The 25,763-nt window shown below is 70.2% G+C and carries 23 protein-coding genes; 11 read left to right on the plus strand and 12 right to left on the minus strand.

The window, feature by feature from the left end; genetic code table 11:
- Positions 1-157 precede the first annotated feature (157 nt).
- From ACWGIC_RS06230 to ACWGIC_RS06270, 9 genes are all read right to left on the minus strand, one after another.
- Positions 158-1,474 (minus strand): polysaccharide pyruvyl transferase family protein, encoded by a 1,317-nt coding sequence (locus ACWGIC_RS06230; protein ID WP_452074830.1) that lies wholly within the window; start codon positions 1,472-1,474, stop codon positions 158-160.
- 264 nt (positions 1,475-1,738) lie between these two features.
- Entirely contained in the window at positions 1,739-2,914 is a 1,176-nt protein-coding gene (locus ACWGIC_RS06235; RefSeq protein ID WP_452074831.1) for a glycosyltransferase family 4 protein, read from the minus strand.
- A complete protein-coding gene (locus ACWGIC_RS06240; RefSeq protein WP_452074832.1) occupies positions 2,859-4,205 on the minus strand; it encodes a lipopolysaccharide biosynthesis protein in 1,347 nt (448 codons plus the stop codon). The genes ACWGIC_RS06235 and ACWGIC_RS06240 overlap by 56 nt, the downstream gene beginning before the upstream one ends.
- Positions 4,202-5,350, minus strand: coding sequence for a glycosyltransferase family 4 protein (locus tag ACWGIC_RS06245; RefSeq protein ID WP_452074833.1), 1,149 nt, complete (start codon positions 5,348-5,350; stop codon positions 4,202-4,204). The genes ACWGIC_RS06240 and ACWGIC_RS06245 overlap by 4 nt, the downstream gene beginning before the upstream one ends.
- Positions 5,347-7,602, minus strand: coding sequence for a hypothetical protein (locus ACWGIC_RS06250; protein ID WP_452074834.1), 2,256 nt, complete (start codon positions 7,600-7,602; stop codon positions 5,347-5,349). Before ACWGIC_RS06250 ends, ACWGIC_RS06245 begins: the two co-directional genes overlap by 4 nt.
- The gene (locus ACWGIC_RS06255; RefSeq protein WP_452074835.1) at positions 7,599-8,699 is read right to left on the minus strand and encodes a glycosyltransferase family 4 protein; all 1,101 of its coding nucleotides are present in this window, start codon (positions 8,697-8,699) and stop codon (positions 7,599-7,601) included. Before ACWGIC_RS06255 ends, ACWGIC_RS06250 begins: the two co-directional genes overlap by 4 nt.
- Positions 8,696-9,175: a hypothetical protein gene (locus tag ACWGIC_RS06260; protein WP_452074836.1), complete on the minus strand. Its 480-nt coding sequence runs from the start codon at positions 9,173-9,175 to the stop codon at positions 8,696-8,698. The genes ACWGIC_RS06255 and ACWGIC_RS06260 overlap by 4 nt, the downstream gene beginning before the upstream one ends.
- 2 nt (positions 9,176-9,177) lie before the next feature.
- On the minus strand, positions 9,178-10,047 hold the full coding sequence (locus tag ACWGIC_RS06265; RefSeq protein WP_452074837.1) for a glycosyltransferase family 2 protein: 870 nt from the start codon (positions 10,045-10,047) through the stop codon (positions 9,178-9,180).
- A gap of 539 nt (positions 10,048-10,586) precedes the next feature.
- Complete coding sequence (locus ACWGIC_RS06270; protein ID WP_452074838.1) at positions 10,587-11,390, minus strand: crotonase/enoyl-CoA hydratase family protein; 804 nt, start codon at positions 11,388-11,390, stop codon at positions 10,587-10,589.
- Positions 11,391-11,493: 103 nt separating this feature from the next.
- Here ACWGIC_RS06270 and ACWGIC_RS06275 point away from each other — a divergent pair, with 103 nt between their 5' ends.
- Positions 11,494-12,048, plus strand: coding sequence for an HD domain-containing protein (locus tag ACWGIC_RS06275; RefSeq protein ID WP_452074839.1), 555 nt, complete (start codon positions 11,494-11,496; stop codon positions 12,046-12,048).
- Between the two features lie 85 nt (positions 12,049-12,133).
- Positions 12,134-12,568, plus strand: coding sequence for a L,D-transpeptidase (locus ACWGIC_RS06280; protein WP_452074840.1), 435 nt, complete (start codon positions 12,134-12,136; stop codon positions 12,566-12,568).
- Here the strand turns inward: ACWGIC_RS06280 and ACWGIC_RS06285 are convergent.
- Together ACWGIC_RS06285 and ACWGIC_RS06290 are read right to left on the minus strand one after the other, a co-directional pair.
- Entirely contained in the window at positions 12,565-13,722 is a 1,158-nt protein-coding gene (locus ACWGIC_RS06285; RefSeq protein WP_452074841.1) for an NAD(P)/FAD-dependent oxidoreductase, read from the minus strand. The genes ACWGIC_RS06280 and ACWGIC_RS06285 overlap by 4 nt on opposite strands.
- Entirely contained in the window at positions 13,719-14,036 is a 318-nt protein-coding gene (locus tag ACWGIC_RS06290) for a bifunctional 3-phenylpropionate/cinnamic acid dioxygenase ferredoxin subunit (protein ID WP_452074842.1), read from the minus strand. Before ACWGIC_RS06290 ends, ACWGIC_RS06285 begins: the two co-directional genes overlap by 4 nt.
- Before the next feature lie 280 nt (positions 14,037-14,316).
- On the opposite strand from ACWGIC_RS06290, the gene ACWGIC_RS06295 reads away from it, so the two are divergent.
- Complete coding sequence (locus ACWGIC_RS06295; RefSeq protein WP_452074843.1) at positions 14,317-15,438, plus strand: aromatic ring-hydroxylating oxygenase subunit alpha; 1,122 nt, start codon at positions 14,317-14,319, stop codon at positions 15,436-15,438.
- 64 nt (positions 15,439-15,502) lie between these two features.
- Here ACWGIC_RS06295 and ACWGIC_RS06300 read toward each other — a convergent pair whose 3' ends face one another.
- Positions 15,503-16,165 carry a GntR family transcriptional regulator gene (locus ACWGIC_RS06300; protein WP_452074844.1) on the minus strand — a complete coding sequence of 221 codons (663 nt, stop codon included), beginning with the start codon at positions 16,163-16,165 and terminating at the stop codon, positions 15,503-15,505.
- Positions 16,166-16,236: 71 nt separating this feature from the next.
- Here ACWGIC_RS06300 and ACWGIC_RS06305 point away from each other — a divergent pair, with 71 nt between their 5' ends.
- From ACWGIC_RS06305 to ACWGIC_RS06340, 8 genes are all read left to right on the plus strand, one after another.
- Positions 16,237-17,475: a sarcosine oxidase subunit beta family protein gene (locus tag ACWGIC_RS06305; RefSeq protein ID WP_452074845.1), complete on the plus strand. Its 1,239-nt coding sequence runs from the start codon at positions 16,237-16,239 to the stop codon at positions 17,473-17,475.
- An 8-nt stretch (positions 17,476-17,483) separates the two neighbouring features.
- Positions 17,484-17,762, plus strand: coding sequence for a sarcosine oxidase subunit delta (locus ACWGIC_RS06310; protein WP_452074846.1), 279 nt, complete (start codon positions 17,484-17,486; stop codon positions 17,760-17,762).
- Entirely contained in the window at positions 17,759-20,548 is a 2,790-nt protein-coding gene (locus ACWGIC_RS06315) for an FAD-dependent oxidoreductase (protein ID WP_452074847.1), read from the plus strand. The genes ACWGIC_RS06310 and ACWGIC_RS06315 overlap by 4 nt, the downstream gene beginning before the upstream one ends.
- Entirely contained in the window at positions 20,538-21,089 is a 552-nt protein-coding gene (locus tag ACWGIC_RS06320; protein ID WP_452074848.1) for a sarcosine oxidase subunit gamma, read from the plus strand. Before ACWGIC_RS06315 ends, ACWGIC_RS06320 begins: the two co-directional genes overlap by 11 nt.
- A complete protein-coding gene (gene purU / locus ACWGIC_RS06325; RefSeq protein WP_452074849.1) occupies positions 21,086-21,931 on the plus strand; it encodes a formyltetrahydrofolate deformylase in 846 nt (281 codons plus the stop codon). The genes ACWGIC_RS06320 and purU overlap by 4 nt, the downstream gene beginning before the upstream one ends.
- A gap of 20 nt (positions 21,932-21,951) precedes the next feature.
- Positions 21,952-24,375, plus strand: coding sequence for a GcvT family protein (locus tag ACWGIC_RS06330; protein ID WP_452074850.1), 2,424 nt, complete (start codon positions 21,952-21,954; stop codon positions 24,373-24,375).
- Positions 24,376-24,393: 18 nt separating this feature from the next.
- Positions 24,394-24,864, plus strand: a complete 471-nt coding sequence (locus tag ACWGIC_RS06335; RefSeq protein ID WP_452074851.1) for a hypothetical protein — start codon at positions 24,394-24,396, stop codon at positions 24,862-24,864.
- A gap of 84 nt (positions 24,865-24,948) precedes the next feature.
- A complete protein-coding gene (locus ACWGIC_RS06340) occupies positions 24,949-25,737 on the plus strand; it encodes an aldo/keto reductase (protein ID WP_452074852.1) in 789 nt (262 codons plus the stop codon).
- Positions 25,738-25,763: the final 26 nt, after the last annotated feature.

Raw genomic sequence — 25,763 nt, forward strand, 5'->3', positions numbered from 1 at the left:
TGTGTGTCCGGGCATGGGGGAATCCGAGGGAGGCGCAGGATGTCCGGGATCCGGATGCCGTGGGCGGCGGTGCGGTGCCGTGCGTGCGGTCACGCGCGCAGCGAGCATCAGCATTTGCGCGGCGGCACCGACTGCGGACGATGCGGCTGCCGTCGGTTCAGGTGGCTGCGGCGGGGCTGACGCCGGTCCGGGCGGCGTCGAACAGAGGGTTCAGGTCGCGGGCCCGGCGCGCGTAAGGGGGAAGAACTTCGCGCAGATGCCGCCGGTAGTCCTCGCGGTGGCCGATGAGGCTGTCGAGGAGCGTGGGCAGCGTGGTGTCCCGGACTTCTCCGATGCCGATGACCCACTGTTCGAGGCCGAGGTCTCGCATGATCCCGGCGGTCTTGTGCTCGTACCCGATCGCGAGGCACGGGACGTGCGCGGTGAGGGCGAAGATCACCGAGTGGAAGCGGGTGCCGATCACGAGTTCGGCCTCCGCGTAGAGCGCGCGGGCGTCGCGGTGGTCGAAGGTGTCGTCGCCGAGGACGCGCAGCCGGGGATGGTCGAGCCCGGCGGCGAGGCGGGTGTTGACCACCCGGTCGTCGTCGCCTTGGAACGCGCAGGTCACCTGCGGGACCAGGACGACGTGGTAGCCGCGGCCGAGGAGGTGGCGGACGCCTGCGGCCAAGGCGTGTTCGTAGCGGAGCTGCCCGGCCTTGTCGAGCCATTGGCGGGCGGTGACCGTCGCGATCCGCGCGTGGGCGGGGAGGTCGAGGGTGGTCCGCCAGTCCCGGTCGGAACCGGTCTCGAACGCGAAGGCGCTGTCGACGCTGCGGGTGAGCAGGCGCGGTGGCAGCCCGATTTCGGTGAGCTGGTCGCGGCTGATGTCTTCGCGGACGAGGACCGCGTCGGCGCGGCGGAGGACGTGGCGGACCAGGATGCGCTGGCCTCGGCGGGGGAACGGGCCGTAGGACTGCGGACCGGCCACGACCCGGACGCCGAAGCGCTGGGCGAGCCACAGCGGCAGCAGCAGGAACAGGATGTTCAGGTCGGAGGCGAAGTTCGCGCGTCCGGTCAGGTAGCCGCCGCCGAGGGAGACGACGAGGTCGGCGGTCGCGAGGGCGTTCAGCTCGCGCCGGGGTTCGGCGGGGAGCAACCGGGCCGCGGCCAGCAGCAGGCGGCGGGGAGGCCGGGCGGCGGCGAAGGCGACGACGGGCAGCAGGCTCAGTTTGCGCAGGATTCTCCGGAGCCGGGGGATGTTCTCCTCGCCCGCGTAACGGCGGATGGAACCGAGGTTGGGCGCGCCCTCGAACTCCGGCCACCGCGCGGGGTGCTCGAAACCGGCGATCGAGATCCGGGCGCCGGGCAGTGCGCGGCGGATCTGGTCGAGCAGGACGCTGAGCAGGGCGGCGTCGCCGCGATTGCCGCGTTCGAACGCGTTGACGACGACGACCCGGGCCGTCGCCGGGCGTCCGGGCCGGGGGAGACGGGTCACGGCCGGACCTCCGGGCAGTGGTGTTCGGGCTGGTTGGGGAAGGCGGCGGCGGGCGGGGCAAGCACCCGTGGGGCGGTAGGACGCGGGGTCATCGCTGTGCCTCCGGGCGGTGATGTTCGGGCCGGTCGGGAAACGCGGCGGCGGGCCGGTCAAGCGCCTGTGGGGCGGTAGGACGCGGGGTCATCGCTGTGCCTCCGGGCAGTGGTGTTCGGGCCGGTCGGGGAATGCGGCGGCGGGCGGAGCAAGCACCCGTAGGACGCCGGGTCATCGCTGGACCTCCCGGTAGTGGTGTTCGAGCTGGTCGAGGAAGCCGTCGAAGTCGTGGCGGCAGGCGAGCCCGGCCGATCGCGCCCCCATGGCACGCCGCAGCCCCGGGTCGCCGAGGAGCCGGGAGAGCGCGTCCGCGAGGGCGGCGCGGTCGCCCGGCGGGACGAGCAATCCGTTGTGGCCCGGGCGGATCAGCTCGGGGATGCCGCCGGCGTCGCTGGCGGCGACGGCCCGTCCGATGCCGAGGGCTTCGAGCGCGACGGTCGGGAAGTTCTCCGGCCACACGGACGGGATCACCACCACCGAAGCGGCGCGGTAGGCAGCCGCGAGTGCGGGTTCGCCGAGCCAGCCCGCGAACCGCACCCGGTCGGCCAACCCGTGTTCGCTGACGGACTTTTCCAGTGCAGCCCGCTGTTTGCCGTCGCCGGCGAGCGTCAGCCGGGCGTCTGGCAGGCGGCGGGCGACCGTCGCGAAGGCATCCACGAGCACGTGCGCGCCTTTCACCGGTTCGAGGCGTCCGACGAACAGCGCGTGGGCGGCGTCGGGGACCGGTTCGGCGGACGGCAGCGGAACGCCGTTCGGGACTACGTGAATCGGTGTCCGCGGCAGGTCGTGCCGTACGGCGTCGGCGAGGAACCGGCTCGGGGCGAGCACCCGGTCGACGGTGCGGAGACGACGCAGGTAAGCAGGTCGTTGCAGGAAGCGCAAATAGGCAAGGCGTGCAGTGTCCGTTGTGGACAGTCGAGGGCGGCCTTCGGTGCGGCTGCGCAGGTTCCAGGACAGCAGCTGGCCGGTCCAGTCTTCCGGGCCGTGGACGGTGAGCACCCGAGGGTAGGCGGCGGACGCGCTGAGCACGGCCGGGCTGAATTCGCCGATGGTGTGCAGATGTACCGCGTCAGGCGAGAAAGAGCGCAGGGCGGCGGTGACTCGCCGGTAGGCGGGCCGGTGCCAGAAATAGCCCGTGATCCGGCGGACGGGGCCGCCGCGAATGGCGGGCACCAGAACGTCGGCGAAGACTTCCCGGTCGCTGACGGCGGGGTCGTCGAGCAGATGGTCGGTCGCGATGACGAGGACATGGTGCCCGCGCCGGCGCAGCCCGTCGGAAACGAGGCGGACGCTACGCTCCGCGCCGCCGGCTTCGAAGCCGACGTTGACGATGTGCGCGATCTTCACCCGAACCTCCCTTGTCGCACGGAGCCAAGCGGAACCCTCGCAGCCTCAGCGCGGCGACGGCGACCAGTCCGGACGCGAGATTGCCGACGCCCCAGGCCGCCGCGATCCAGACGAGGCCGTGGTGCGCCCCGAGCGCGGCGAGACCGATCGTCACCGCCGCGTAGACCAGATTCGACAGGTTCAGCGCCGGGAGCTGGCCGGTCACCTTGAGCAGGAACCCGGACCACGTGTTGAAAGCCACCGCGAGGGCGGAGACCGCGAGAACGACGAGGCAGTTCCGGGCGTCGTCGGCGTAGCTGGCGCCGAACAGGGTCAGCACGGGTCTCGCGAGGGCGGCGGTGACGCTGACGGCGGGCACGACGACCGCGAGGATGAGCAGCGCCGAGCGCTTCGCCAGCTGCCTGAGGTCTTCCTGTTCGTGCGAGCCTTCGGCGAACAGCGCCTCGCCGACCGCGAACGGCACGGCGTTGACGAAGTTGGCGATCTGGAACGCCACGAAGTAGGCCGCCGACGCCTCGGGCCCGAGCGAACGCAGCACGAGCAGCGGAATCACCAGCAGGGGCGCGAGATTCAGGCAGCTGGAGGCGTAGTTGCCGAGCGAGTAGCCCAAGGTGGAGCGCAGCGTCCGCGGGTACAGGCGAGGCCGCGCCGGAATGCGCAGGCGCCGGCGGATGACGAGAATGCTCGCGGCGGCGGCGACCGCGGACGCCACGGTGCTGGACAGGAAAATACCGATCGTGCCCGCGCCGACGAACACGATCGGCAGGGCGATTTTGACCGCGCTCATCAGGACGCCGTTGAGGAGCAGGTTGTACTTGGCCGCGCGCAAGGCGACGAACACCGAGTCGGTCAGCAGGTTCTGCGCGACCGCCATCGCCAGCAGCGCGAACAGCGCGACCTCCGCGAACGAACTGCTGAGGAACGACAATCCGGGCGCGACGAACGGTGCGACGAGGGCGAATCCGGCCCCGAGAAGGGTTCCGGTGACGGCCACCGAGGTGAGCGCGGAGCTGACGTGCGCGGCGCGGGACGGCGTCGTCGGCAGGTGCCGGACGAGACTGGAGCTGAGCCCGAGCCCGCTGAAATAGCTCAGCAGCGTCACCGCCGAGAGCAGCGAACTCGCCCAGCCGACTTCGGCGGGCGGGTACAGCCGGGCGACGACGATCCAGAACACGAAGCCGGATCCGGCGCCGAGCGCGGTCGTGGCCATGAGGAAGAACGAGTTGCGGACCAGCGGATCGGATTTCAGCCGGGAGGCGAGGGAAGGCGCGGACCCGGCGAGCGCGATCACGCCGGAACCCCGGTCGTGCCGAGTGCCGCGCGGTAGCTCTCTTCGAGGCGCTCGGCGTGTTTCGGCCAGGAGAACCGGGCGGCGGCGAAACCCGCGGAGTAGCGGCCCATCGCTTCGCGGCGTGCGGGATCGGCGGCCAGGGACCGCAGTGTCGTGCGCAGGATCGCCGCGTTGCGGGGGATCAGCGCGACCTGCGTTCGGTCGAGTCCGTAGGAGGCGTAGCCCGGGTCGTCGGTCGTGACGACCGGAAGGCCCGAGGCCATGGCTTCCTGGACGGTCAACGGGAATCCTTCTGCTGTCGAAGGCAGGGCGAAGATGTCGCAGGCGCGGTAGAGGTCGCTGATGTCGCCGGGGCTCAGCGCCCCGAAGTGGTGGATTCCGGGGTCTTCGGGGACGTGCTGCGGCCGTTGCCCGGCGAAGACCAGGTCGTAGTCGTGATGCCGGGCGGCGAGAAGCAGGTCGTACCCCTTCTTCGGCACCGGCCGTCCGACGAACAGCACCAGGACCCGGTCGGAGGGCAGCCCCCAGAGGTCCCGCAACCGCCGGATTTCCCCGGCGGACGCGGGCCGGTACCGGGCGGTGTCGACGCCGTTGGGGAGCAATTCCGCGTCGCGGCCCCGAAAACGGCGGACGAAGGCGCCGACCGAATCATTGACCACGAAGACCTCGCGACTGGCCCGGAACAACCTCCGGCCGAAGGACCGGTACACCGCGTGCTGAACAGCTCGCACCAGCGCCGACGGGTGCTCGACGAGCGCGACGTGCTGGGTCAGGAAAAGCGGCGTGCCGGTCCGGGCTGCCCGCAGCCCCGCGCTCCAGGAGGATTGGTAGAGCGTGTCGTGCAAGTGGACGACGTCCGCCCACCGCACCCATTCGCGGACGGCGCGCGAAAGCCGCGACCCGAACACGGGGAATGGCACTCCGGTCCGGTCTTCGACCACATTGCACGCCGCGATGCGCACGACCCGGACACCCTCGTCGGAAACCGTTGGCGCGGCGGGCAAAGCGCTCGTCAGCACGGTGACGTCGGCGCCGCGCGCGGCGAGCGTCCGGGCCTGCTGGGCGGCGACGTTCTCGATCCCCCCGACGTGCGGCGGGTAGTAGTGCGAGACGAGCAGGATCCGGAGCGGACGGGGAAACGTCATCGGTACACACTCGTTCCGTTGCTGCTGTAGACCTTGTTTTTGGCGCCGTCGAGGAACCCCAGCGGATAGCGGTAAGTGACGAGGTCGCCTTGGTAGAACACGGTGACCTCGTCCTTGCGGACCGTCGGGAAGCCGAGGAGGACGAACGAGCCCCGCTGCACGAGCGGGGGATAGATGTCGTCGCCGGGACGGCCGTCGATCAGCGTTTGGAGCCTGCTGAACGTGTAGCGGTCGGACTGGATGCGATGCGCGGCGGTGTGCTGTTCGAGCCAGGCGATGGCGGCGCGTTCCTGCGGGTGCGCGTAGTAGATGTCGTAGTACTGCCCGGCGTTGTCGAGTTGCAGCTGTGCGGGATAGCCGCCGAACAGCCGGGGCAGCGCGCCGGTGAGGTCGAGGAACAGCAGCAGCGCGGCGGCGGTGGCGGCGGGCATCCGCCACCGCTTGAGCCACGACAGCGCCCAGACCGACCCCATCGCGATGAACGGGGCGAAGCCGAACAGCCCTTGCTGGAAGGTGCGCAGGAGGCCGTAGTCGACCGAGAGCTGCGGCAAGGCGATCTCGGCGGCCAGCACGCCCAAGCCGCCGACGGCGAGGACGAACAGGTCGTGCGTCGGCCGGAACAGCGTCGCGGTGGCGAGGAGCGTTCCGGCCAGGCCGAGGAGCAGCAGCACTTGCAACGCGTCCGCGCACAAGGTGCGGAGGAGGCCGCTGAGCTTGGGAACGTCGAGGCCGAGCTGGTCGAGCGCGGAACCGGCCGCGGTGAGCGGCAGAGTGTCCGCCGGTGCCACCGGCGTGGCTGCGGCGGTGGAGGGCTCGCCGCCGGTGCGGGCTCGGGTGGAGTCGGCGTAGTCGCGCAGCCGTTGCTGCGGGCTGACGCGGGCGGCGCTGAAGAGGCTGTAGGAGGTGTCGGAGGAACCGCGTCGTACCTGGTCTGGGTGGAAGAGGTCCTGGGCGGCGGCCACGGCGGTGCGTTCGAGCTGATGCCAGGTGCCGGTGACCGGTCCGACCCACAGCGCGGAACACAGGACCGCGACGCCGATCATTGGCCACACGACGAAGTCGGTGGTTTCCTTCGGGGCACGTTCGGCGAGGCGGCGGCGCAACGGCGGGATCACCCGGATGACGCCGCTGGCGAGCTTGCCCAGCACGAGGACGCCGATCAGCACGTAGGTGGTCGAGTAGTGCGACAGCACGATTCCCGCGAACAGGACGGCGAACGCGATCCGTCGTGCGCGACGCGACGCGGTGCGGTCGCTCAGCGCTAGAACGGCACAGCCCAGCAGGAGGAACGCGATCTCCTGGCGGCCGAGGAAGGGCATGTCGGTGAAGAAGGTGGGGAACGCGAGGAAGTAGATCGCGGCGAGCAGCGCGACCCGTTTCGACGTGAGATTGCGTGTCGTGCGGTACACCGCGACCGGAGCCGCGGCGAACAGCATGGGCAGCACCACTTTGAAGATCGCCAAGCCGGGCAGCGCGGTCAGCGAGGCCAGCGAAGCAGGCAGGAGAGTGATGCTCAGGCACGCGTTGTACGCGTCGGGGTAGGCGGAGATATCCCAGTAGCCCTTGGTTGAAGTCAGCTGGAAGAACAAGAACTCGCGCTGGATGTCGTGCCCGGTGACATACCAGCCGCGCAGGGACGTCAGCAGGAGCAAAGCCGTTGCCGCGCACAGGATTCCGAGCGCGATGACCCCGTCGCCGTACCGGCCCGCCTCGACGGCCAGCAGCCCGAGCAGCGCCGCGACGAGGAACAATGCGACCAGGCTCGTCACGCCGCTGAAGCCGTTGTTCAAGCGCACGGCCCCGGCGATCGCGACCACCACCGCGAGGACCCCGAGGACAGCAACCGGTGCGACCTCTCGCACCGGCATCCATCTCGGCACCCGCACCGGTGGCGACGCGCCGGTGAGCCGTCGGTCCAAGAACGCGAGCGCCGCCGAAGTCAAGGCCTGGGCCACGGCGAGGGACACAGCGGTCAACGGGCGCGAGACGCCGAACCAGGGGAGCACGGTGTTGACGGCCAGAGCGGCCACCATCGCGGCGAGCACCGCGAAACCCAGCCCGAGCAACCATTGAGCCTCGCGAGTGGAGACGATCCTGGTGGAAATCCGGCGGCACAGCCAGGCCGGAGCACCGAGGACGAGCCACAGACCGGCGACGGTCACCAGCACCGCCGGTCGCCACGGCATCAGCTCGACGGCACCGGCGACGGCCACCGATCCGAGCACGACGGCGCGCTGGCTGAATCGTCTCACGGCAGCACCTCGGCGTAGACGTCCTCGACCTGCCGCGCCGCCTCGGCCCAGGTGAACTTCCGAGCCGCTGCCGAGCTGGCCGCTGCGGCGCGCTGCCGGAAGCCCTCGTCCGCGGCGAAAGCGTCGATCACCGCGGCCAGTGCGGCGGGATCGGCGGGGGTGAGGGCGCCGACGTCGCGCAGGAGTCCGGAGTTGCCGGGAACGTCGGTCGCGAGCACCGGCAGCCCGGCGGCCATGGCTTCGAGCGCGGCGAGCGACATCCCCTCGCGATCCGACGGCAGCACGAAGAGATCGGCTCGCTCGTAGCGGTGCAGCAGTTCGGCTCCGTGCAGGCGACCGTGGAACCGCACGCCCGGAATCCCGTGCTGCTGCACCATCTTTTCCAGTTCTTGCCGCTGTTCTCCGTCTCCGGCGACATCGAGGACGACCGGCTCGCGCACCAGGAGCAGCGCGTGCAAGAGCCGGGCGAGGTTCTTCTGCGGGCTGAGCCGTCCGACGAACAGCAAGCGCAGCACCGGTTCCCGGCGTGGCCGCGGCGGAAGGAAGAACTCGGCGGACACCCCGTTCGGCACCACGAAGATCCGCGCCGGGTCCACCCGGTAGGTGGTGCGGACGAACTCCCGCTGTTCGCCGGTCAGCACCAGCACCCCGGCGGCAGCCCGCAGCACACGGCCGAAAACGTGCTTTTTGTAGTGCGGCAGAAGCCATCCCCAGTTCCCGGACTGGTCGACGTCCAGGTGGAAGTGGAGCAGGAACGGTTGACGGCGCACGGCCGCCGCGAGCGCGACTTGCTCGGGCAGCACGGCGTGGGCGGCGTGCAGATGCCACACCGCTGTCTTCGGCGTGCGCAGCAACGCGGGAACGAGACCGGCGGACACTGGCGTGTGCGCGACGTGGAGCGCGGGAGTGCGGATGGTGACGACGTTGTGCACCAGCTCCCGCCGAGGCGAATCACGGGCGCCGACTGTCGTGGTGAGCACGGTGACGTCGTGACGGCGCGCCTGCTGCAGCGCGAGCTGCTGCACCACCGCCTCCATCCCGCCCAGATGCGGCGGGTAGTAGGGCGTGATCTGGACGATCCGGCGGCGGGGGATCACGGCCTGCCTCCGGAAGCGTTGCCGGGCAAGCGAAAGCGGAGGCTCTCCAGGCCGCCCGCGACGTTCACCGCGATCGCGTCCACGACGCTGCCGGGCGGAACCGGCAGCCGGAAGTCCACAGTGGTGAACTGGCCGGGCTGAAGGGTCACGCGTCGCGACACTCCCGCGAGCCGGTCCGCCGACGAGGTCTCGAGCGCGGCCGTCACGGTGTAGTCCGCGGCGGCGGGGCCGTGCCGCACCAGGGCGACTTCCGCGGCGACGGTTCCGTCCCGGAACGCGGGGGTGCCGACGAAATACAGCTCGGTGAAGGTTTCGGGCTGTTCGGTGAAGGACTGCCGGAACACCTCCCGGGCGGCCGGCCACACCAGGACCGTCACCACCCCGAGCACCACCGCCGCCGAAGCCGCGCCGGCGAATTTCAGCCAGCCGCGGCCGTGGCCGGGCTTTTCCTCCGCGTCCTCTGTGGAGCCGGCCACGCTCAGTCCGCCATCGCCAGGACGCACTCGGCTTCGCCGGTGCAGAGCACGGTCGCGGGCTCGCGCGCGGTGCGCACCCGGTGGACGGCCAGCTGCGCGAGGTTGCGCACGCCGTCCCGCACGGCGTGCAGCTTCACCTCGCCGCCGCGGACCCGGTACTCGATCGGCGTTTCGCCGCACCGGAAGCCGCGGGCGTACGCGTCGTTCTTGATCTCCTGCGAGAACGGCATCCCGCCGGAACGGATGTCGAGGTGGTGCCAGACGTGCCGGCGGAACACCCACATCCCGGACTGCGAATCCCGGAACGGCGAACGGAAGAAGACCCGGCTGATCAGGGTCAGCACCCGGTTGCCGATCCGGTGCGAGGGCTTCATCGCGCCGCGGTTCTCGCGGCCGAGCCGGTTGGTGGAGAGGAAATCGAGCTGCCGGTCGGCCATCGTGCCCAGCAGCCAGGGCAGATGGTCGAACGGATAGGTGCAGTCCGCGTCGCCGGTCGCGATCACGTCGCCGGTCGCGGCGGCGAAACCCGCGTGGTAGGCGTAGCCGTACCCGCGCACCGGCTGCAGGACCACCCGTGCGCCGAGCGCGGCGGCCACCTCGCCGGTCCCGTCGGTCGAGGCGTTGTCGACCACGATCACCTCGGTCGCGTAGCCGAGGGACGCGAGGCCGGAGTGCGGGATCGTGCCGAGCACGCGCGGCATGTTGACCCGCTCGTTCAGCGCGGGGATGACGATGGACAGTGTCCGCGGGCGGGCCCGTTCGGCGCAGGTGCCGCGGCTGGCGGTCCGGAGGCGGCAGCAGGGCGTGGCGGCCCCGCGGGAAGCGGTGTCGTCCGACGGCGAGGAGCTGGCGCGCTCGATGTTCGACGTCATGGAAGAACCTCGGTTCTGGTTTTGTGCTCGGCGGGGAAGGACGCGGGGAGCACGGGGCACGGCCGGATCCGGCGGCGGGATACGCCGATGGCCCGGCCTCGTCAGGCCGGGCGGCTGGCGTCCGCCGGCGGTGGAGCCTGCTGGCGACGGGTCGGGGGGCGGGGGTTGTGTTGTGGAGGCGGCGGGCGGTGCGCACCGCCTCCCGGCCGTGCGAACGCGCTTCGGCGCCCGGCCCCGTATCTGTATCGATGCCGCGGGGGTGGGCGCTACGTGCGATTAGCGCATTTTTCCCTGCCTCGATCGGAGCAGTGCTCAATTCGGGAGCGACAATGTCCGGTCTTCGCAGGTGAAAACGACGGGAGCACTAAAATCCGAAAGTAATTCGCGTGCGATTCCACTCGGATGGAGCAGTCGCCGAAAAACGCGTGACCGCGGGGAAAAACGCATGGTCGAGCCGGATATCTGGAATGTCCGGTATGCTGTGCCCGCTGATCGGGAACCCGGGAGATGCCTTGCCGGACAACGGCAAGCGCGGACGGCTAGTCCCCGAAAGACCCGTGCCGGCCCGCGCCCTCGGCGAATCGCGTGGCTCCCGCAATGGTATCCGCGGTCAGTGATCGGATCCCGTGCCGGAATTCGTTTTCCATTGCGGATTCCTCGCTCAGCGACTCGCTTTCCAGCAATGCCGCGCGGTCCTCCCGCAAACAGGTCTGCGGAAACGCCGCGAGTTCCCGTGCGAGCGCGATGGCGGCGGGCAGCGCCTCTCCGGGCGGCACGATCCGGTTCGCCAATCCGATCCGGTGCGCCTCGGCCGCATCGACCGGCCGTCCGGTGAGCACCAGATCGAGCGCGTGGCTCCGGCCGATCAGCCGCGGCAGCCGGACGGTGCCGCCGTCGATGAGCGGGACGCCCCACCGCCGGCAGAAGACGCCGAAGACCGCTGTTTCGTCCGCGATGCGCAGATCGGCCCAGATCGCCAGTTCCAGCCCGCCCGCGACGGCATGTCCGGACACCGCCGCGAGCACCGGCTTCCGCAGCCGCAGGCGCGTCGGCCCCATCGGGCCGTCGCCGTCCGGCTCGACGCGGTTGCCGCGGCCTTCGCTCACCGCCTTGAGGTCCGCGCCCGCGCAGAAGGTCCCGCCGACGCCGTACAGCACCGCGACGGCGGCGTCCGAGGCGTCGAATTCCCGGAAGGCATCGGCCAGCGCCTCGGCGGTCGCGCGGTCGACAGCGTTGCGGCGTTCCGGCCGGTTGATGCCGATCGTGGTGACCGGACCGTCGTGCTCGACCAGCACAGTGCTCACGCGGGCCTCCTGCGGAAGTGGCGGTGGTCCGGGCAGCATGCCATGCCCCGTAGGCTCCGGCACGGGAATCGGCACTGGAATCGGCGCTGGGATCTGCACTGTGGTCTGCACGGGAAGATCTGCACGGGAAGGGGATCGCGGAATGGACGCCGGAAGGCTGGCCGCGTTCGGGTTCGAACTGGGAGTGCTCAAGCGGGTCCGCCGCGCGGGCTGGTGGCAGGCGGGCGTCCGCGATCCGGAGTCGGTGGCCGAGCACAGCCTCCGCGCCGCGCAGCTGGCCGCGCTGCTCGCCGCCGAGGAAGGCGCGAACCCCGAGCGCGCGGCGTTTCTCGCGCTGTGGCACGACACTCAGGAGACCCGCACCGGCGACCTTCCGCACACCGCCTCGCCGTATCTGGCGAAGCCGGAGCCGCGAGCCATCACGGCGGACCAGACCGCGGGCTTGCCGAGTGCGTCGGCGCAAACCGTCCGGGCCGCGGTAGCCGAGTACGAAACGCGCGAGTCGCCCGAGGCGCGGTGCGCGAAAGACGCCGACAAACTCGAGATGCTTTTCCAGGCCCTCGAATACCGTGCGACCGGAGTCTCCACAGTGGACGAATGGCTCGGGTCGGCGCAGGCCGGGCTCTTCACCGAAACTGCCCGGCGCGTCGCCGAAGCCGCGCTGAAAACGTCGCCGCTCGCCTGGCGCTCCCGTTAGAGCTCACCCACATGGGCGCACTTTTGGTTTGAAACTGTCCTCTTTGGGAAAGATCCAGAGTACGACCATCTCGGGGAGGCACAGGATGAACCGGAAAATCACGGCAATGCTGGCCAGTATCGCGGCGATGGCGGCAACTATCGGGTTCGCGGCGAGCGCGGAGGCGGCGGGACCGCCCTGCGGCCCCCAAGCGAAAGCATGCTTGAAGCTGTCGGCGAACACCGCGTGGCTGATGGATCAGGGCAAGGTGACCCGCGGCGGCGTGCGCGTCACCGTCGGCAAGCCCGCGTACCCGACCCCGGTGGGCACGTTCCGCGTGCAGTACAAGGACATCGACCACTACAGCAAGCAGTTCAACGGCCCGATGCCCTACTCGGTGTTCTTCACCAACACCGGCGTGGCGTTCCATCAGGGCAGCCTGAAGGTCCAGTCGCACGGCTGCGTCCACCTGTCGCACGCCGACGCGGTGGCGTTCTTCAACACGCTGCAGCCGGGCGACGTGGTGCAGGTCGTGCGTTAACCGACGGGTACCGGCCGCCTCAGCGCTTGCCTGCGCAGGCGGCCGAACCCCCTCGGGTTGTTGAGCCCGAACACGGCCACTGTCCGGCCGTCGCGGTGATAGGTGGCGAGGAAAGCCTCGTCGTCCGGGCCGCCCTCGGCGTAACGCACCTCGTCGTCGGGAGAGGGGTGCCCGGCGAGCTGGAGAGTTCCCGAGTACTGGTCGGACCAGACGTAGCCGCTCGGCTCGTGCTCCCGGACCACCCGGCCCGCCAGCAGATTGGCGACCGCGACGGAGGCCTGTTCGGTGGCGTTCGTCCAGTGCTCGTGCCGCGTCCCCGCCGGTCCGTACACCGCGACGTCCCCCGCGGCGACCACGTTCGGCAGCGAAGTGACCAGACCGGCGTTGGTGCGCACGCCGTTGCCGGTCGCGACACCGGAGCCGTCGAGCCAGCCGGTCGCCGGGACCATGCCGATCCCGGCGACGACCACGTCGGCGGGCAGAGTCTCGCCGCTCTCCAGCCGCACTCCGGTGACCCGGCCCGAGAGCGTCGAAAGCCCGGCGACCGAAGCGCCGCAGCGAAGGGTGGCCCCGTTCCGGCCGTGCAGGCGCGCACAGATCGAGCCGAGTTCCGGGCCCAGTACACGCGCCATGGGGGTCGGCAACGCTTCCAGAACCGTGACGTCCAGACCCAAACCGCGGCAAGTCGAAGCCACCTCGGCACCGATGAATCCGCCGCCGACGATCACCACTCGCGCCCCGGGGACCAGTTCCTCGCGGAGCGCGAGCGCGTCGTCCAAGGTGCGCAGAACATGAACTCCGGCAACGGATTCCGTCCCGGGCAAAGCGCGAGCACGCCCGCCGGTCGCGAGGACGACGCCGTCGGCTTGGAGTTCGCCGTCGGAGAGGACGAGGCGGCCGGTCGACGGGTCGAGACGTTCCGCGCGGGTGCCGAGCCGGACGTCCAGCGAGGCGAGATCGTCGGCGTCGAGCAGGTCCAGCGACTCGCGCGACGCGGTGCCGGCCAGGAACGTTTTCGACAGCGGCGGCCGGTCGTAGGGGAGATGCGGCTCTTCGCCGATGAGCACGACACGACCGTCGAACCCCTGTGCGCGCAGCTCCTGCGCGGCGCGGGAGCCAGCGAGCGAAGCGCCGACGATCGCGACCGTTTTCACGCAGCGTCCTCGGCGGCGTCGGCGAGCACGTAGATCACGCCCGCGTCGACCTGCACCTGGTACGTGCGCACCGGCTGCTTGGCGGGCAGGCAGGACGGCATGCCGGTGCGCAGGTCGAAGAGCGCGGCGTGCAGGGGGCACTCCACGAAGCAACCTTCGAGCCAGCCGTCGGCCAGCGACGCGTCCTGGTGGGTGCAGGTGTCCCCGATCGCATACAGCTCGCCGTCGGCGTTGAAGACGGCGATGGGCTCAGGCCCCGCGATCCGGACGGACTCGCCCGGGGGCAGTTCGTCCACAGTGCACGCGCGCAGCATTGATTCCTCCGAGGCTGGGGATTGTTGCGTATTGAGGAACACCCGACGTGATACGCAACAGAGTCTGAGTGTGCGGCGGGGGTGCCGTCAAGAGGTTCCGGGGTCGAGTTTTGCGGAGCGCTGTTCCGGGTGAAAGCCGTGGTCGAAGGCGGTTCCGGCGAACGGGTGCGGCACCGGGAAGGGTGCTTGACAGCGCCCCGGCCGAGCCTCATCTTGTTCCAGAGAGGGCAACAAGACGCGTAATGCGCAACATCGAATGTCTTCGAGAGGAGCCCTGCCGGTGACCGCCATCGACCTCCCGCAGAGCCTGCTGCCGACTCTGCCCGGGCCGCACTACACCGACCCGGCGATCTTCGCCCGGGAGCAGGAGCGGATCTTCGAAGCGGGCTGGTTCTGCGCGGTGCGCAGCGCCGACCTGCCGTCGCCCGGCTCGTTCGAGACCGTGCAGATCGGCCGCGAAAGCGTGCTGATCGCGCGCGGCCGCGACGGGGCTCTGCGCGCGTTCCTGAACGTGTGCCGCCACCGCGGCGCGCGGCTGTGCACTGACGAAAAAGGTTCAGTGAAGCGCGCTTTCCAGTGCATGTACCACGCGTGGACCTACGGTCTCGACGGAAAGCTCGTCGCCGCGCCGAATCTCACCGGGATGCCCGACATCGACCGCGTCGAGTACGGCCTGACCCAGTTGCAATTGCGCGAATGGCTCGGCTACGCCTGGGTTTGCCTCGCCGAGGACGCACCGTCCTTTGCGGACACGGTGATGGCCGACGTGAGCGAACGGCTCGGCGGGCCGGGGGAGATCGAGGCATACGGCATCGAAAATCTGTCGCTGGGCCGGCGCATCGAGTACGACGTGCGCGCGAACTGGAAGCAGATCATCGAAAACTTCATGGAGTGCTACCACTGCGCGACCATCCATCCGGAACTCACCGAAGTGCTCCCGGAGTTCGCGGACGGTTACGCCGCACAGTATTTCGTCGGCCACGGCGCGGAATTCGGCTCGGACGTCACCGGGTTCACTGTGGACGGCGGCGACGGCCTCCAGCGCTTGCCGGGCGTCGGCGAACATCAGGACCGGCGGTACTACGCGATCACGATCCGCCCGCAGGTGTTCGTGAACCTGGTGCCGGACCACGTGATCGTGCACCGGATGTTCCCGCTGGCCCCGGACCGCACCCTGGTCCGCTGCGACTGGCTGTACCTGCCGGAGGTGGTGGAATCGGGTGCGGACCTGGACCGTTCGGTGGAGCTGTTCCACCGGGTCAACCAGCAGGATTTCGAGGCGTGCGAACGGTGCCAGCAGGCGATGGGCTCGCGCGCGTACGCCCGCGGCGGCGTGCTGGTGCCGAGCGAACACCACATCGGCGAGTTCCATGCCTGGGTGCGGGCGCGGACCGAAGGCTGAGTGCGTCGTGAGTGTTTGTGCCGGTTCTAACCGGCATAACCACTCACGAGCCCTAGCCGTCCCCCTAAATCAGCGCCCGGATCGCCTTCTCGAACCCGATCACATGCTCAAGCGTCAGTGCCGAAGCCTTCTTCGCGTCCCCGTCGACGATTGCCGTCAGCAGCGGCAAATGCTCGTCCACGTGCCCAGCCATGCCGCGCAGCCGGGGGAGGAACACGCACCAGATCCGGGTCGCGAGGTTGTCGTAGTGGATCAGCGTGTCCTCGAAGAACGGATTGTGCACGCAGGCGTAGATCGCGCGGTGAAGGTCGAGGTCGGTGCGCAGGAGTTCGGTGTTTTCCGTTGGCCGGGCCGAATCCAGCTGGTCGCGCAGCTCCGCCAGACGCGCCCGGTCCTCGTCGGTCGCCCGGGTCGCGGCGGACGCGGCGGCGGTCGGTTCGAGGGTGCGCCGGACCTCGGAGATGTGCGCGAGGTCGGAGATGTTGACGTCCGTGGCGAAGGTGCCGCGGCGCGGGTACGCGACCACCAGGCGTTCGGTTTCGAGCCGTTTCAGCGCTTCGCGGATCGGCGTGCGGCCCATGCCGAGCGCGGTGCCCGCCCATTCCTCGTTGATCGGGTCGCCCGGTTTGATGTCGAGCATGACGAGGCGGTCGCGCAGGAACTCGTAGGCGCGTTCGGCCAGCGACGGGGCGGCGGCCGGGATGACGTGGTTGACCGAGGTGCTCACCCCGCTTACTCTACAGCGAAGATTGATATATCAGTAGTCGACCAGTTGTCCGACACGGGAGGCCAGCCGGAATGACCACGACGGACCAGCCCCCGGGCGCGGACCTTCCGGAGCACCCGGATTTCCTGTGGCGGGACCCGGAGCCGCGGCGCGTGTACGACGTCGTCGTGGTGGGCGGCGGCGGGCACGGCCTGGCGACCGCGTACTACCTCGCCAAGGTGCACGGCATCACGAACGTCGCCGTGCTGGAGAAGGGCTGGCTCGCCGGCGGGAACATGGCCCGCAACACGACGATCATCCGCTCCAACTACCTGTGGGACGAAAGCTCCGGCATCTACGAGCACTCCCTGAAATTGTGGGAGGGCTTGGAAGAAGACCTCGGCTACCCGATCCTGTTCAGCCAGCGCGGAGTGCTGAACCTCGCGCACAGCCTGCAGGACGTCCGCGACAGCGTGCGCCGGGTGAACGCCAACCGGCTCAACGGGATCGACGCGGAATGGGTCGACGCAGACGGCGTCAAGGAACTCTGCCCGATCGTCAACACCTCGCCGGACGTGCGCTACCCGGTGCTCGGCGCGACCTACCAGCCGCGTGCCGGAATCGCCAAACACGATTACGTGGCTTGGGGTTTCGCCCGTGCGGCAGCCGAAATGGGCGTCGACCTGATCCAGAACTGCGAGGTCACCGGCATCGAGACCCGCGACAGCAAGGTGGTCGCGGTCGACACGAACCGGGGCCGGATCGCTGCGGGGAAGGTGGCGTTGTGCGCGGCCGGGCACAGTTCGGTGCTGGCGAAGATGGCCGGGATCGACCTGCCGCTGGTGTCGCATCCGCTGCAGGCGCTCGTGTCGGAACTGCTCGAACCGGTGCACCCGACGGTGGTGATGTCGAACGCCGTGCACGTCTACGTTTCCCAGGCGCACAAGGGAGAACTCGTGATGGGCGCGGGCATCGACTCCTACGCCGGCTACGGCCAGCGCGGCGCGTTCCACATCATCGAGGACCAGATGGCCGCCGCGCTGGAGCTGTTCCCGGTGTTCGCGCGGGCGCACCTGTTGCGGACCTGGGCGGGCATCGTCGATGTGACCCCGGACGCCTCGCCGATCATCGGGCTGACCCCGGTGGAAAACCTCTACCTCAACTGCGGCTGGGGGACCGGCGGGTTCAAGGCCACGCCGGGCGTCGGCGACTGCTTCGCGCACACCGTCGCGAAAGGCAAGCCGCATCCGTACGCCGAACCCTTCACCCTCGACCGGTTCACCACCGGCGCGCTCGTCGACGAGCACGGCGCCGCCGCCGTCGCGCATTAGGAGCCACTGTGCAGCTGATCCCGTGCCCCTGGTGCGGTCCCCGCGAGGAGACCGAATTCCACTACGGCGGCCAAGCCCACGTCGCGTACCCGCAGGACCCGGCGGCACTGTCCGACGAGGAATGGGCGAAGGACGTCTTCTTCCGCGCCAACCCGAGCGGCCCGCTCGCCGAACGCTGGACGCACAGCGCGGGCTGCCGCCGCTGGTTCAACGCCGTCCGCGACACCCGCACCCACGAACTCGCGGCGGTCTACCGCCTCGACGAACCCCGGCCGGTGATCCCATGACCTTCCGCCTCCCCAGCGGCGGCCACCTCGACCGCGACACCCTGCTCCGGTTCACTTTCGACGGCCGCGTTCTCACCGGGCATCCCGGCGACACGCTCGCCTCCGCGCTGCTCGCCCACGGCGTGCACCAGGTGGCGAGGAGCGTCAAGCTCGGCCGCCCGCGCGGCATCATGGCGGGGGGCGTCGAAGAGCCGAATGCCGTGGTGCAGCTGGAAAAACCGTTCCCCGAACCGATGCAGACCGCCACCACCGTCGAGCTGTTCGACGGCCTCGTCGCGCGCAGCCTGTCCGGCCAGGGCCGGTTGGCGACCGGACCGGACCCGGCGCGGTACGACGCGAAGCACCTGCACTGCGACGTGCTGGTCGTCGGCGCGGGACCGGCCGGTCTGGTCGCCGCCCGCACGGCCGCGCGAGCCGGAGCGCGGGTGGTGCTGGTGGACGACCAGCCCGAGCCCGGGGGTTCGCTGCTCGGCTCGAACGAATACCTCGACCTCAAGCCCGCCGTCGAATGGGCCCGCGCGATCGCCGACGAACTCCGCGCGACCCCGGACGTGGAAGTGCTCGACCGGACCACCGCGTTCGGCGCTTACGACGACGGTTTCGTCCTGGCCCTGCAACACCGGACGTCCGGCGCGGCCCGGCAGCGCGTATGGCGGATCCGCGCGAAGCAGACCGTGCTCGCCACCGGCGCGCACGAACGGCCGATCGTGTTCCCGGACAACGACCGCCCCGGCATTCTCCTCGCCAGCGCCGCGCGGACGTACCTGCACCGGTACGGCGTCCTTCCCGGTCGTCGCGCGGTGGTGCTCACGATGGACGATTCCGCTTACGCCACGGCCATCGACCTCGCCGACGCTGGTGTGGAACTCCCGCTGGTGGTCGACGTCCGCCCGGCCGCTCCGGAAAACTGGGCCGCAGCCTGTGCGGAACGGGGGATCGAAGTCCGGACCGGCTCTGCGGTCACCGCGACCGAAGGGACCGAGCGCGTCACCGGCGTGCGCGTGGCCGGGGAACTGATCCCGTGCGACACGCTTCTGGTCTCGGGCGGCTGGACACCCGCGGTCCACCTGTTCAGCCAGCAGCGCGGTGCCTTGCGCTACGAACCCGCACTCGGGGCGTACCTGCCGGACGGCGACCTCCCCGCCGCCCGGGTCGCGGGCAGCGCGAACGGCACCCTCGACTTCGCCGGTTGCGTGCGAGAAGGCCGGACCGCGGCCGAAAAAGCCCTTGCCGCAGCGGGAATCCCAGCACCGGCGGAAATCCCGCTCCCCGTTTCCGACGCGCGACCCCGCGAGCTGGCTCCCGCTGTCGAGTGGCAGATCCCCGGCACGGAGTCCGATGCGGACACCCGGTTCGTGGACCTGCAACGCGACGCCACTGTCTCCGACGTGCTCCGCGCGACGGGCGCGGGCCTCACGTCTTTGGAGCACGTGAAGCGCTACACCACCATCGGCACCGCGCACGACCAGGGCAAAACCTCCGGAATGCTCGCCGCCGGGATCACCGCCGAAGCCCTCGGCGTCGACCTCGCGGACCGCCGACCGACCACCTACCGCCCGCCGTACACACCCGTCGCTTTCGCCGCGCTGGCCGGCCGGAACCGCGGCGAGCTGCACGACCCCATCCGCGTCACCGCCCTGCATTCCTGGCACGTCGGGCACGGCGCGGAATTCGAGAACGTCGGCCAGTGGAAGCGTCCGTGGTATTACCCGCGGCCGGGCGAGGACCTCCACGCCGCGGTCCGCCGGGAATGCCTCGCCGCCCGCACCGACGCGGCCATGCTGGACGGTTCCACCCTCGGCAAGATCGACGTCCAAGGCCCGGACGCCGCCGAATTCCTGGATCTGCTCTACACGAACCTGATGAGCACCCTCAAGGTCGGCCGGATCCGGTACGGCGTGATGTGCGGCGTCGACGGCATGGTCATCGACGACGGCACCGTCATCCGCGTGGCCGAGGACCGCTTCCTCGTCACCACGACCACCGGCAACGCCGCGATGGTGCTGGACTGGATGGAGGAGTGGCTGCAAACCGAGTGGCCGCACCTGCGCGTGTTCGCCACGTCGGTCACCGAGCACTGGGCCACCGTCGCGCTCGTCGGCCCGCGTTCGCGCGAGGTGCTGGCCGGGCTCGCGCCGGAGCTGGACGTCAGCAACGACGCTTTCGGCTTCATGGCCTGGCGTGACGCGGAGGTCGCCGGGATCGCCGCGCGGGTGTGCCGGATCAGTTTCTCCGGCGAACTGGCGTACGAGATCAACGTGCCCTCCTGGTACGGCCTGGCGCTCTGGGAAGCCTTGGCGGAGCAGGGAATCACGCCGTACGGCACCGAAACCATGCACGTCCTGCGTGCGGAGAAGGGCTACCCGATCATCGGCCAGGACACCGACGGCACGGTCACCCCGCAGGATCTCGGAATGAGCTGGGCGGTGTCCAAGAAGAAGGCCGACTTCCTCGGCAAACGGTCCTTCTCTCGGGCGGAAAACCTGCGACCGGACCGCAAGCAGCTCGTCGGCCTGCTGCCAGTCGATCCTGCTGTGCTGCTGCCGGAGGGCGCGCAGCTCATCGAGACCGCGCAGGTGCCGAAGCCGCCGGTCCGCATGCTCGGCCACGTCACCTCCAGCTACCCGAGCGCCGCGCTGGACCGCACCTTCGCGCTCGCGCTCGTCCGCTCCGGCCGGGAACGGATCGGGGAGACGCTGTACGTCCCGGTCGGCGACGAGGTGGTGCCGGTGACGGTGACCGAATCCGTGCTCTACGACAAGGAGGGGACCCGTCGTGACGGCTAAAACCCTGTCGCCGCTCGCGGAGCACGCGGGCCTGCTCGCCAGCTGCGCGCCAGCCGTGCTCGCCGAAGAACTCCCGTTCCTCTCGCAGCTCAACGTCCGCATCCGCGAAGGCCACGACGCCGCGGCGGCAGTGCTCGGCACCGCGCTGCCGGACGCGTGCCGGTTCACCAGCGGCGTCGGCGACGTGCTGTGGCTCGGCCCGGACGAATACCTCGTGCTCGGCGCTCCCGAAGGCACCGAAGCAGCACTGCGAGACGCGATCGCAGTCGGAGCGGTCACCGACGTGTCCGCGCAACGCACCACCGTGCGGCTGACCGGACCGGCCGCCCGGGACGTCCTGGCACACGGCTGCGCGATCGACCTCCACCCGAAGGCCGCATCGTCGGGCACCTGCGTCCAGACGTTGCTCGCCCGCACCGGAATCGTCCTGCTGGTACGGGAAGCGGGGGAGTTCACCGTGCTCGTGCGCCAGTCGTTCGCCCCCTACTTCGCCGCGTGGCTCGCCGACGCGGCGCTGGAATACCGAGAGGAGGAGTCTTGACCCAGTTCACCCTCACCCTGCACTGCCCCGAGCGCTCCGGGATCGTGCACGCCGTGACGACGTTCCTCGTCGGCAACGGCTGCGACATCGTCGAACACCAGCAGTTCGACGACGACGTCCACGGGGAACTGTTCCTGCGCACCGAATTCGCCTGCGCCGGACCGGCCACTGTGGACGACCTGACCCGTGAGTTCGATCTGGTCGCCCGGGATTACGCGATGCGGTACCGGTTCTCCGACCACACCCCGGACCGGCTGCTGGTGATGGTGTCGAAGGCCGGGCACTGCCTCAACGACCTCCTCTTCCGCTGGCGCGCGGGCGCACTCGGCGCGGAAATCGCGCTCGTGGCGTCGAATCACGAGGACCTGCGCCCGATGGCCGAGGCCGCCGGGCTGCCGTTCGTGCACATCCCGGTGACCCCCGCGACCAAACCGGAGGCTGAACAGCGGCTGCTGGACCTGGTGCGGGAGCACGACATCGACCTCGTCGTGCTGGCCCGCTACATGCAGGTCCTCTCGGACGAGCTGTGCCAGAAGCTGCAAGGCCGCGCGATCAACATCCACCACTCGTTCCTGCCCGGCTTCAAGGGCGCGAAACCGTACGCGCAGGCCTACGACCGGGGCGTGAAGTACGTCGGCGCGACCGCGCACTACGTAACCCCCGAACTCGACGAAGGCCCGATCATCGAACAAGAGGTGCAGCGGGTCGACCACTCGCACTCGCCGCGCGCGCTCGCGACCGTCGGCCGCGACGCCGAAGCCCTCGCGCTTTCCCGCGCCGTGCGCTGGCACTGCGAGCGCCGCGTCCTCCTCAACGGCAACCGGACCGTCGTCTTCCGCTGACCTATCCCCAGGGAGTTCTCATGCCCCGTGTCGTGATCATCGGCGCCGGAATCGTGGGCGCGAACCTCGCCGACGAGCTGACCCTGCGCGGCTGGACCGACGTCACCGTCCTCGACCAGGGCCCGCTCCCGCTGACCGGCGGTTCCACGTCGCACGCGCCGGGCCTGGTGTTCCAGACCAACCCGTCGAAGGCGATGACCGGATTCGCCGGCTACACCGTCGCGAAACTGCTCGACCTCGGCTGTTTCCACCAGGTCGGCGGCATGGAGGTGGCCAGCACCGCGGCGCGCTGGGAGGACCTGAAACGCAAGCACGGCTGGGCGACGTCGTGGGGCGTCGAGGCGCGGCTGATCGACCCGGGCGAATGCGTGCGCCGCTGGCCGCTGCTCGACCAGGACCAGATCTTCGGCGCGCTGTACGTCCCGACCGACGGGCTCGCCGTCGCCTCGCGCGCGGTGGAGGAGCTGATCAAACGGGCTTCGTCGCGCGGCGCGCGGTTCGTCGGCTCGACCCGGGTGACCGGCATCGAGCAGGCGAACGGCCACGTCACCGGCGTCAAGACAGCCGACGATGTGGTCCCGGCCGACATCGTGGTGTCCTGCGCCGGATTCTGGGGGCGAGAGATCGGCGAAATGGCCGGAATGACCGTGCCGCTGCTGCCGCTGGCGCACCAGTACGCGAAGACCGGCCAACTCGCCGAACTGGCCGGAGCCGACCCGGTGCGCCCGGCGCTGCCGATCCTGCGCCATCAGGACCAGGACCTCTACTTCCGCCAGCACGGCGACCGGCTCGGCATCGGCTCGTACGCGCACCGCCCGATGCCGGTGGACACCTTCGCCGAGCCCGGCGAGGTCACCGCGTCCGCGATGCCGTCGATGCTGCCGTTCACCGAGGACGATTTCGCGCCGTCGTGGGAGGAAAGCAAGCTCCTGCTGCCCGCGCTCGGGCAAACCAAAGCGGAGGAGGGCTTCAACGGCATCTTCTCCTTCACCCCGGACGGCGGTTCGCTCGTCGGCGAATCCTCCGACGTGCGCGGATTCTGGATCGCCGAGGCCATCTGGGTCACGCATTCCGCGGGCATCGCGAAGGCGGTCGCGGAGTCTATTGTGGACGGTCGCGCCGAGACCGACTTGCACGAGCTGGACGTGCACCGGTTCGAGGACGTCCAGCTGGCCCCGGAGTACGTCCGCGAAACCGCGCAGCAGAACTTCGTGGAGATCTACGACGTGCTGCACCCGCTGCAGCCCCGGCTTTCGCCGCGCGACCTGCGGGTCAGCCCGTTCCACGCCCGGCAGCGCGAACTCGGCGCGGTGTTCCTCGAAGCAGGCGGCTGGGAACGCCCGCACTGGTTCGAGGCGAACGCCTCCCTGCTGAAAGACCTGCCGCACGACTACCTCCCGCCCGCGCGCGACGCCTGGGCCGGGCAGTTCCACTCGCCGATCGTGGCCGCCGAGGCCTGGCACACCCGGAACCGCGTCGCGATGTACGACATGACTCCGCTCAAACGGGTCGAGGTCAGCGGACCGGGCTCGCTGGAGTTTCTGCAGGGGCTCACGACGAATCAGCTGGCGAAGTCGGCCGGTTCAGTCACGTATACCTTGATGCTCGACGACGCGGGCGGCGTCCGCAGCGACATCACCGTGGCACGGCTGGAACCGGAGCTGTTCCAAGTCGGCATCAACGGCAACATCGATGTCGCCTACCTGCGCAGCCGCGCACCGGAAGGCGTCCGGGTGGAGGACACCACCGGCGGCACCTGCTGCATCGGCGTGTGGGGCCCGCTCGCCCGCGACCTGGTGCAACCCCTGTCAGCGGAAGATCTTTCGCACACCGGCCTCAAGTACTTCCGCGGCCGCCGCGCGCGGATCGCCGGAGTGCCGGTGACCATCCTGCGACTGTCCTATGTGGGCGAACTCGGCTGGGAGATCTACACCTCCGCGGACAACGGCCAGCGCCTGTGGGACGCCTTGTGGCGCGCCGGGCAGCCGCTCGGCGTCATCGCGGCCGGGCGCGGCGCGTTCAACAGCCTGCGGCTGGAGAAGGGCTACCGGCTGTGGGGGACCGACATGACCACCGAACACGACCCGTACGAGGCCGGGGTCGGATTCGCGGTGCGCCCGGCGAAGGGCGATTTCGTCGGCCGGGCCGCCATCGACGGCCGCAGCGAAGAGAGCTCGGCGCGGCGGCTGCGCTGTCTCACCGTGAACGACGGCCGGACTGTCCTGCTGGGCAAGGAACCGGTGTTCGTGGCCGGAACCGCTGCGGGTTACGTCACGAGCGCGGCCTACGGTTACACAATCGGCCGCCCCCTCGCCTACGCCTGGCTGCCGGGTTCGGTCGAGATCGGCGACCAGGTGGAGATCGAGTACTTCGGACGGCGAGTCGCCGCGACTGTGGCCGCGGAACCGCTGGTCGACCCCGGGATGGAGCGCATCCGGCGCTGAGCAGGAAGGAGACCCGCCATGCGGGACCAGATCGTGAGCGACTTCCTGAACACCCTCGCGCGGCCCGCGATCCCGGCTCCGGCCGGGGCGACCGTCGCGGCACTGGCACTCGCCCAGGCGGCGGCCCTGCTGAGCCGGGCCGCCGGCGGCGACGCCGAAGCGGACCACCTCACGCGGCATGCGTTGCGGCTGGCGGAGATCGACGCGCACGCCGTCACGCACGAGGTGCCCGACCGCGCCCAGCCCGCGGCGGACGTGGTGGCCGCGGCGGGGGAGGTGGTCCGCGTGGCGGAACGCCTGCTGTCCACTGTGGACCCGGCGGCACTGGCCGACGTCTCCGCCGCCGCGGAAATGGCCGGTTCGTCGGCGAGAACGGCGACCGTCGCGGCCGAATCGCGAAACGGTTTCGCGGTCGGCGCGGACGCGGTGGCCGAGCGGGCCGCACGGGTGACGGAAGCGGTCCGTTCGGGCGTGCGCGGCGGGGTGTGAACGCGGCGGCGGCCGGAGACTGGCAAGATCTGCGGTGTTCCCCAGGAGACCCGTCCCCGAGAACACCGCAGTGAGGATCGCCGCATGGCTGTGCCGCCCCTGCTCGCTCTGAACAACTCCGTCACCATCCCGCAGCTCGGACTCGGCATGTACCAGGTCCGGCCCGACCAGGTCGCGAAGGTCGTCGCGACGGCGTTCGAAGCCGGGTACCGCAGCATCGACACCGCCGCGATGTACGGCAACGAGGCCGAGGTCGGCGCGGCGGTGCGGGAGTCCGGGCTGCCGCGCGAGGACGTCTTCGTCACCACGAAGGTCTGGAACACCGACCACGGCTACGACAACACCCTGCGCGCGTTCGACCGCAGCGCCGAAGCGCTCGGCCTCGGCCCGGTCGACCTGTACCTGATCCACTGGCCGAAACCCGAGCTGGACCGCTACGTCGAGACCTGGCGCGCGCTCGAACTGCTGCTGAACGAGGGCCGGGTGCGGGCGATCGGCGTCTCGAACTTCGGCATCGACCACCTGCGCCGCCTGCTCGACGAGACCGACGTCGTGCCGGTGGTCAACCAGGTCGAACTGCACCCGTGGCAGCAGCAGGCCCCGCTGCGCGCGTTCCACGCCGAGCACGGCATCGCGACCGAGGCGTGGAGCCCGCTGGCCCGCGGCAGGCACCTGAACGACCGGGTGGTCACGGCGCTGGCCGCGAAGTACGGGAAAACGCCCGCTCAGCTGGTGCTGCGCTGGCATCTGCAGCTGGGGGTCATCGCGATCCCGAAATCGGCGACCCCGGCGCGGATCCGGGAGAACGCGGAGGTCTTCGACTTCGAACTGGCCGAGGACGACCTGCTCGCGCTGGCCGAACTCGACTCGTGAGTGCCGGCGCCGGTTAGAACCGGCGC

This window comes from Amycolatopsis sp. NPDC054798 (assembly GCF_053611505.1).

Excerpts from the sequence above, each read along its gene's own strand:
- ACWGIC_RS06265 (WP_452074837.1), bottom strand. The coding sequence starts at position 10,047 with ATGACGTCGAACATCGAGCGCGCCAGCTCCTCGCCGTCGGACGACACC.
- ACWGIC_RS06275 (WP_452074839.1), top strand. The coding sequence starts at position 11,494 with ATGGACGCCGGAAGGCTGGCCGCGTTCGGGTTCGAACTGGGAGTGCTC.
- ACWGIC_RS06340 (WP_452074852.1), top strand. The coding sequence starts at position 24,949 with ATGGCTGTGCCGCCCCTGCTCGCTCTGAACAACTCCGTCACCATCCCG.
- ACWGIC_RS06290 (WP_452074842.1), bottom strand. The coding sequence starts at position 14,036 with ATGCTGCGCGCGTGCACTGTGGACGAACTGCCCCCGGGCGAGTCCGTC.
- ACWGIC_RS06270 (WP_452074838.1), bottom strand. The coding sequence starts at position 11,390 with ATGCTGCCCGGACCACCGCCACTTCCGCAGGAGGCCCGCGTGAGCACT.
- ACWGIC_RS06335 (WP_452074851.1), top strand. The coding sequence starts at position 24,394 with ATGCGGGACCAGATCGTGAGCGACTTCCTGAACACCCTCGCGCGGCCC.
- ACWGIC_RS06315 (WP_452074847.1), top strand. The coding sequence starts at position 17,759 with ATGACCTTCCGCCTCCCCAGCGGCGGCCACCTCGACCGCGACACCCTG.
- ACWGIC_RS06280 (WP_452074840.1), top strand. The coding sequence starts at position 12,134 with ATGAACCGGAAAATCACGGCAATGCTGGCCAGTATCGCGGCGATGGCG.
- ACWGIC_RS06245 (WP_452074833.1), bottom strand. The coding sequence starts at position 5,350 with ATGACGTTTCCCCGTCCGCTCCGGATCCTGCTCGTCTCGCACTACTAC.
- ACWGIC_RS06305 (WP_452074845.1), top strand. The coding sequence starts at position 16,237 with ATGACCACGACGGACCAGCCCCCGGGCGCGGACCTTCCGGAGCACCCG.
- ACWGIC_RS06330 (WP_452074850.1), top strand. The coding sequence starts at position 21,952 with ATGCCCCGTGTCGTGATCATCGGCGCCGGAATCGTGGGCGCGAACCTC.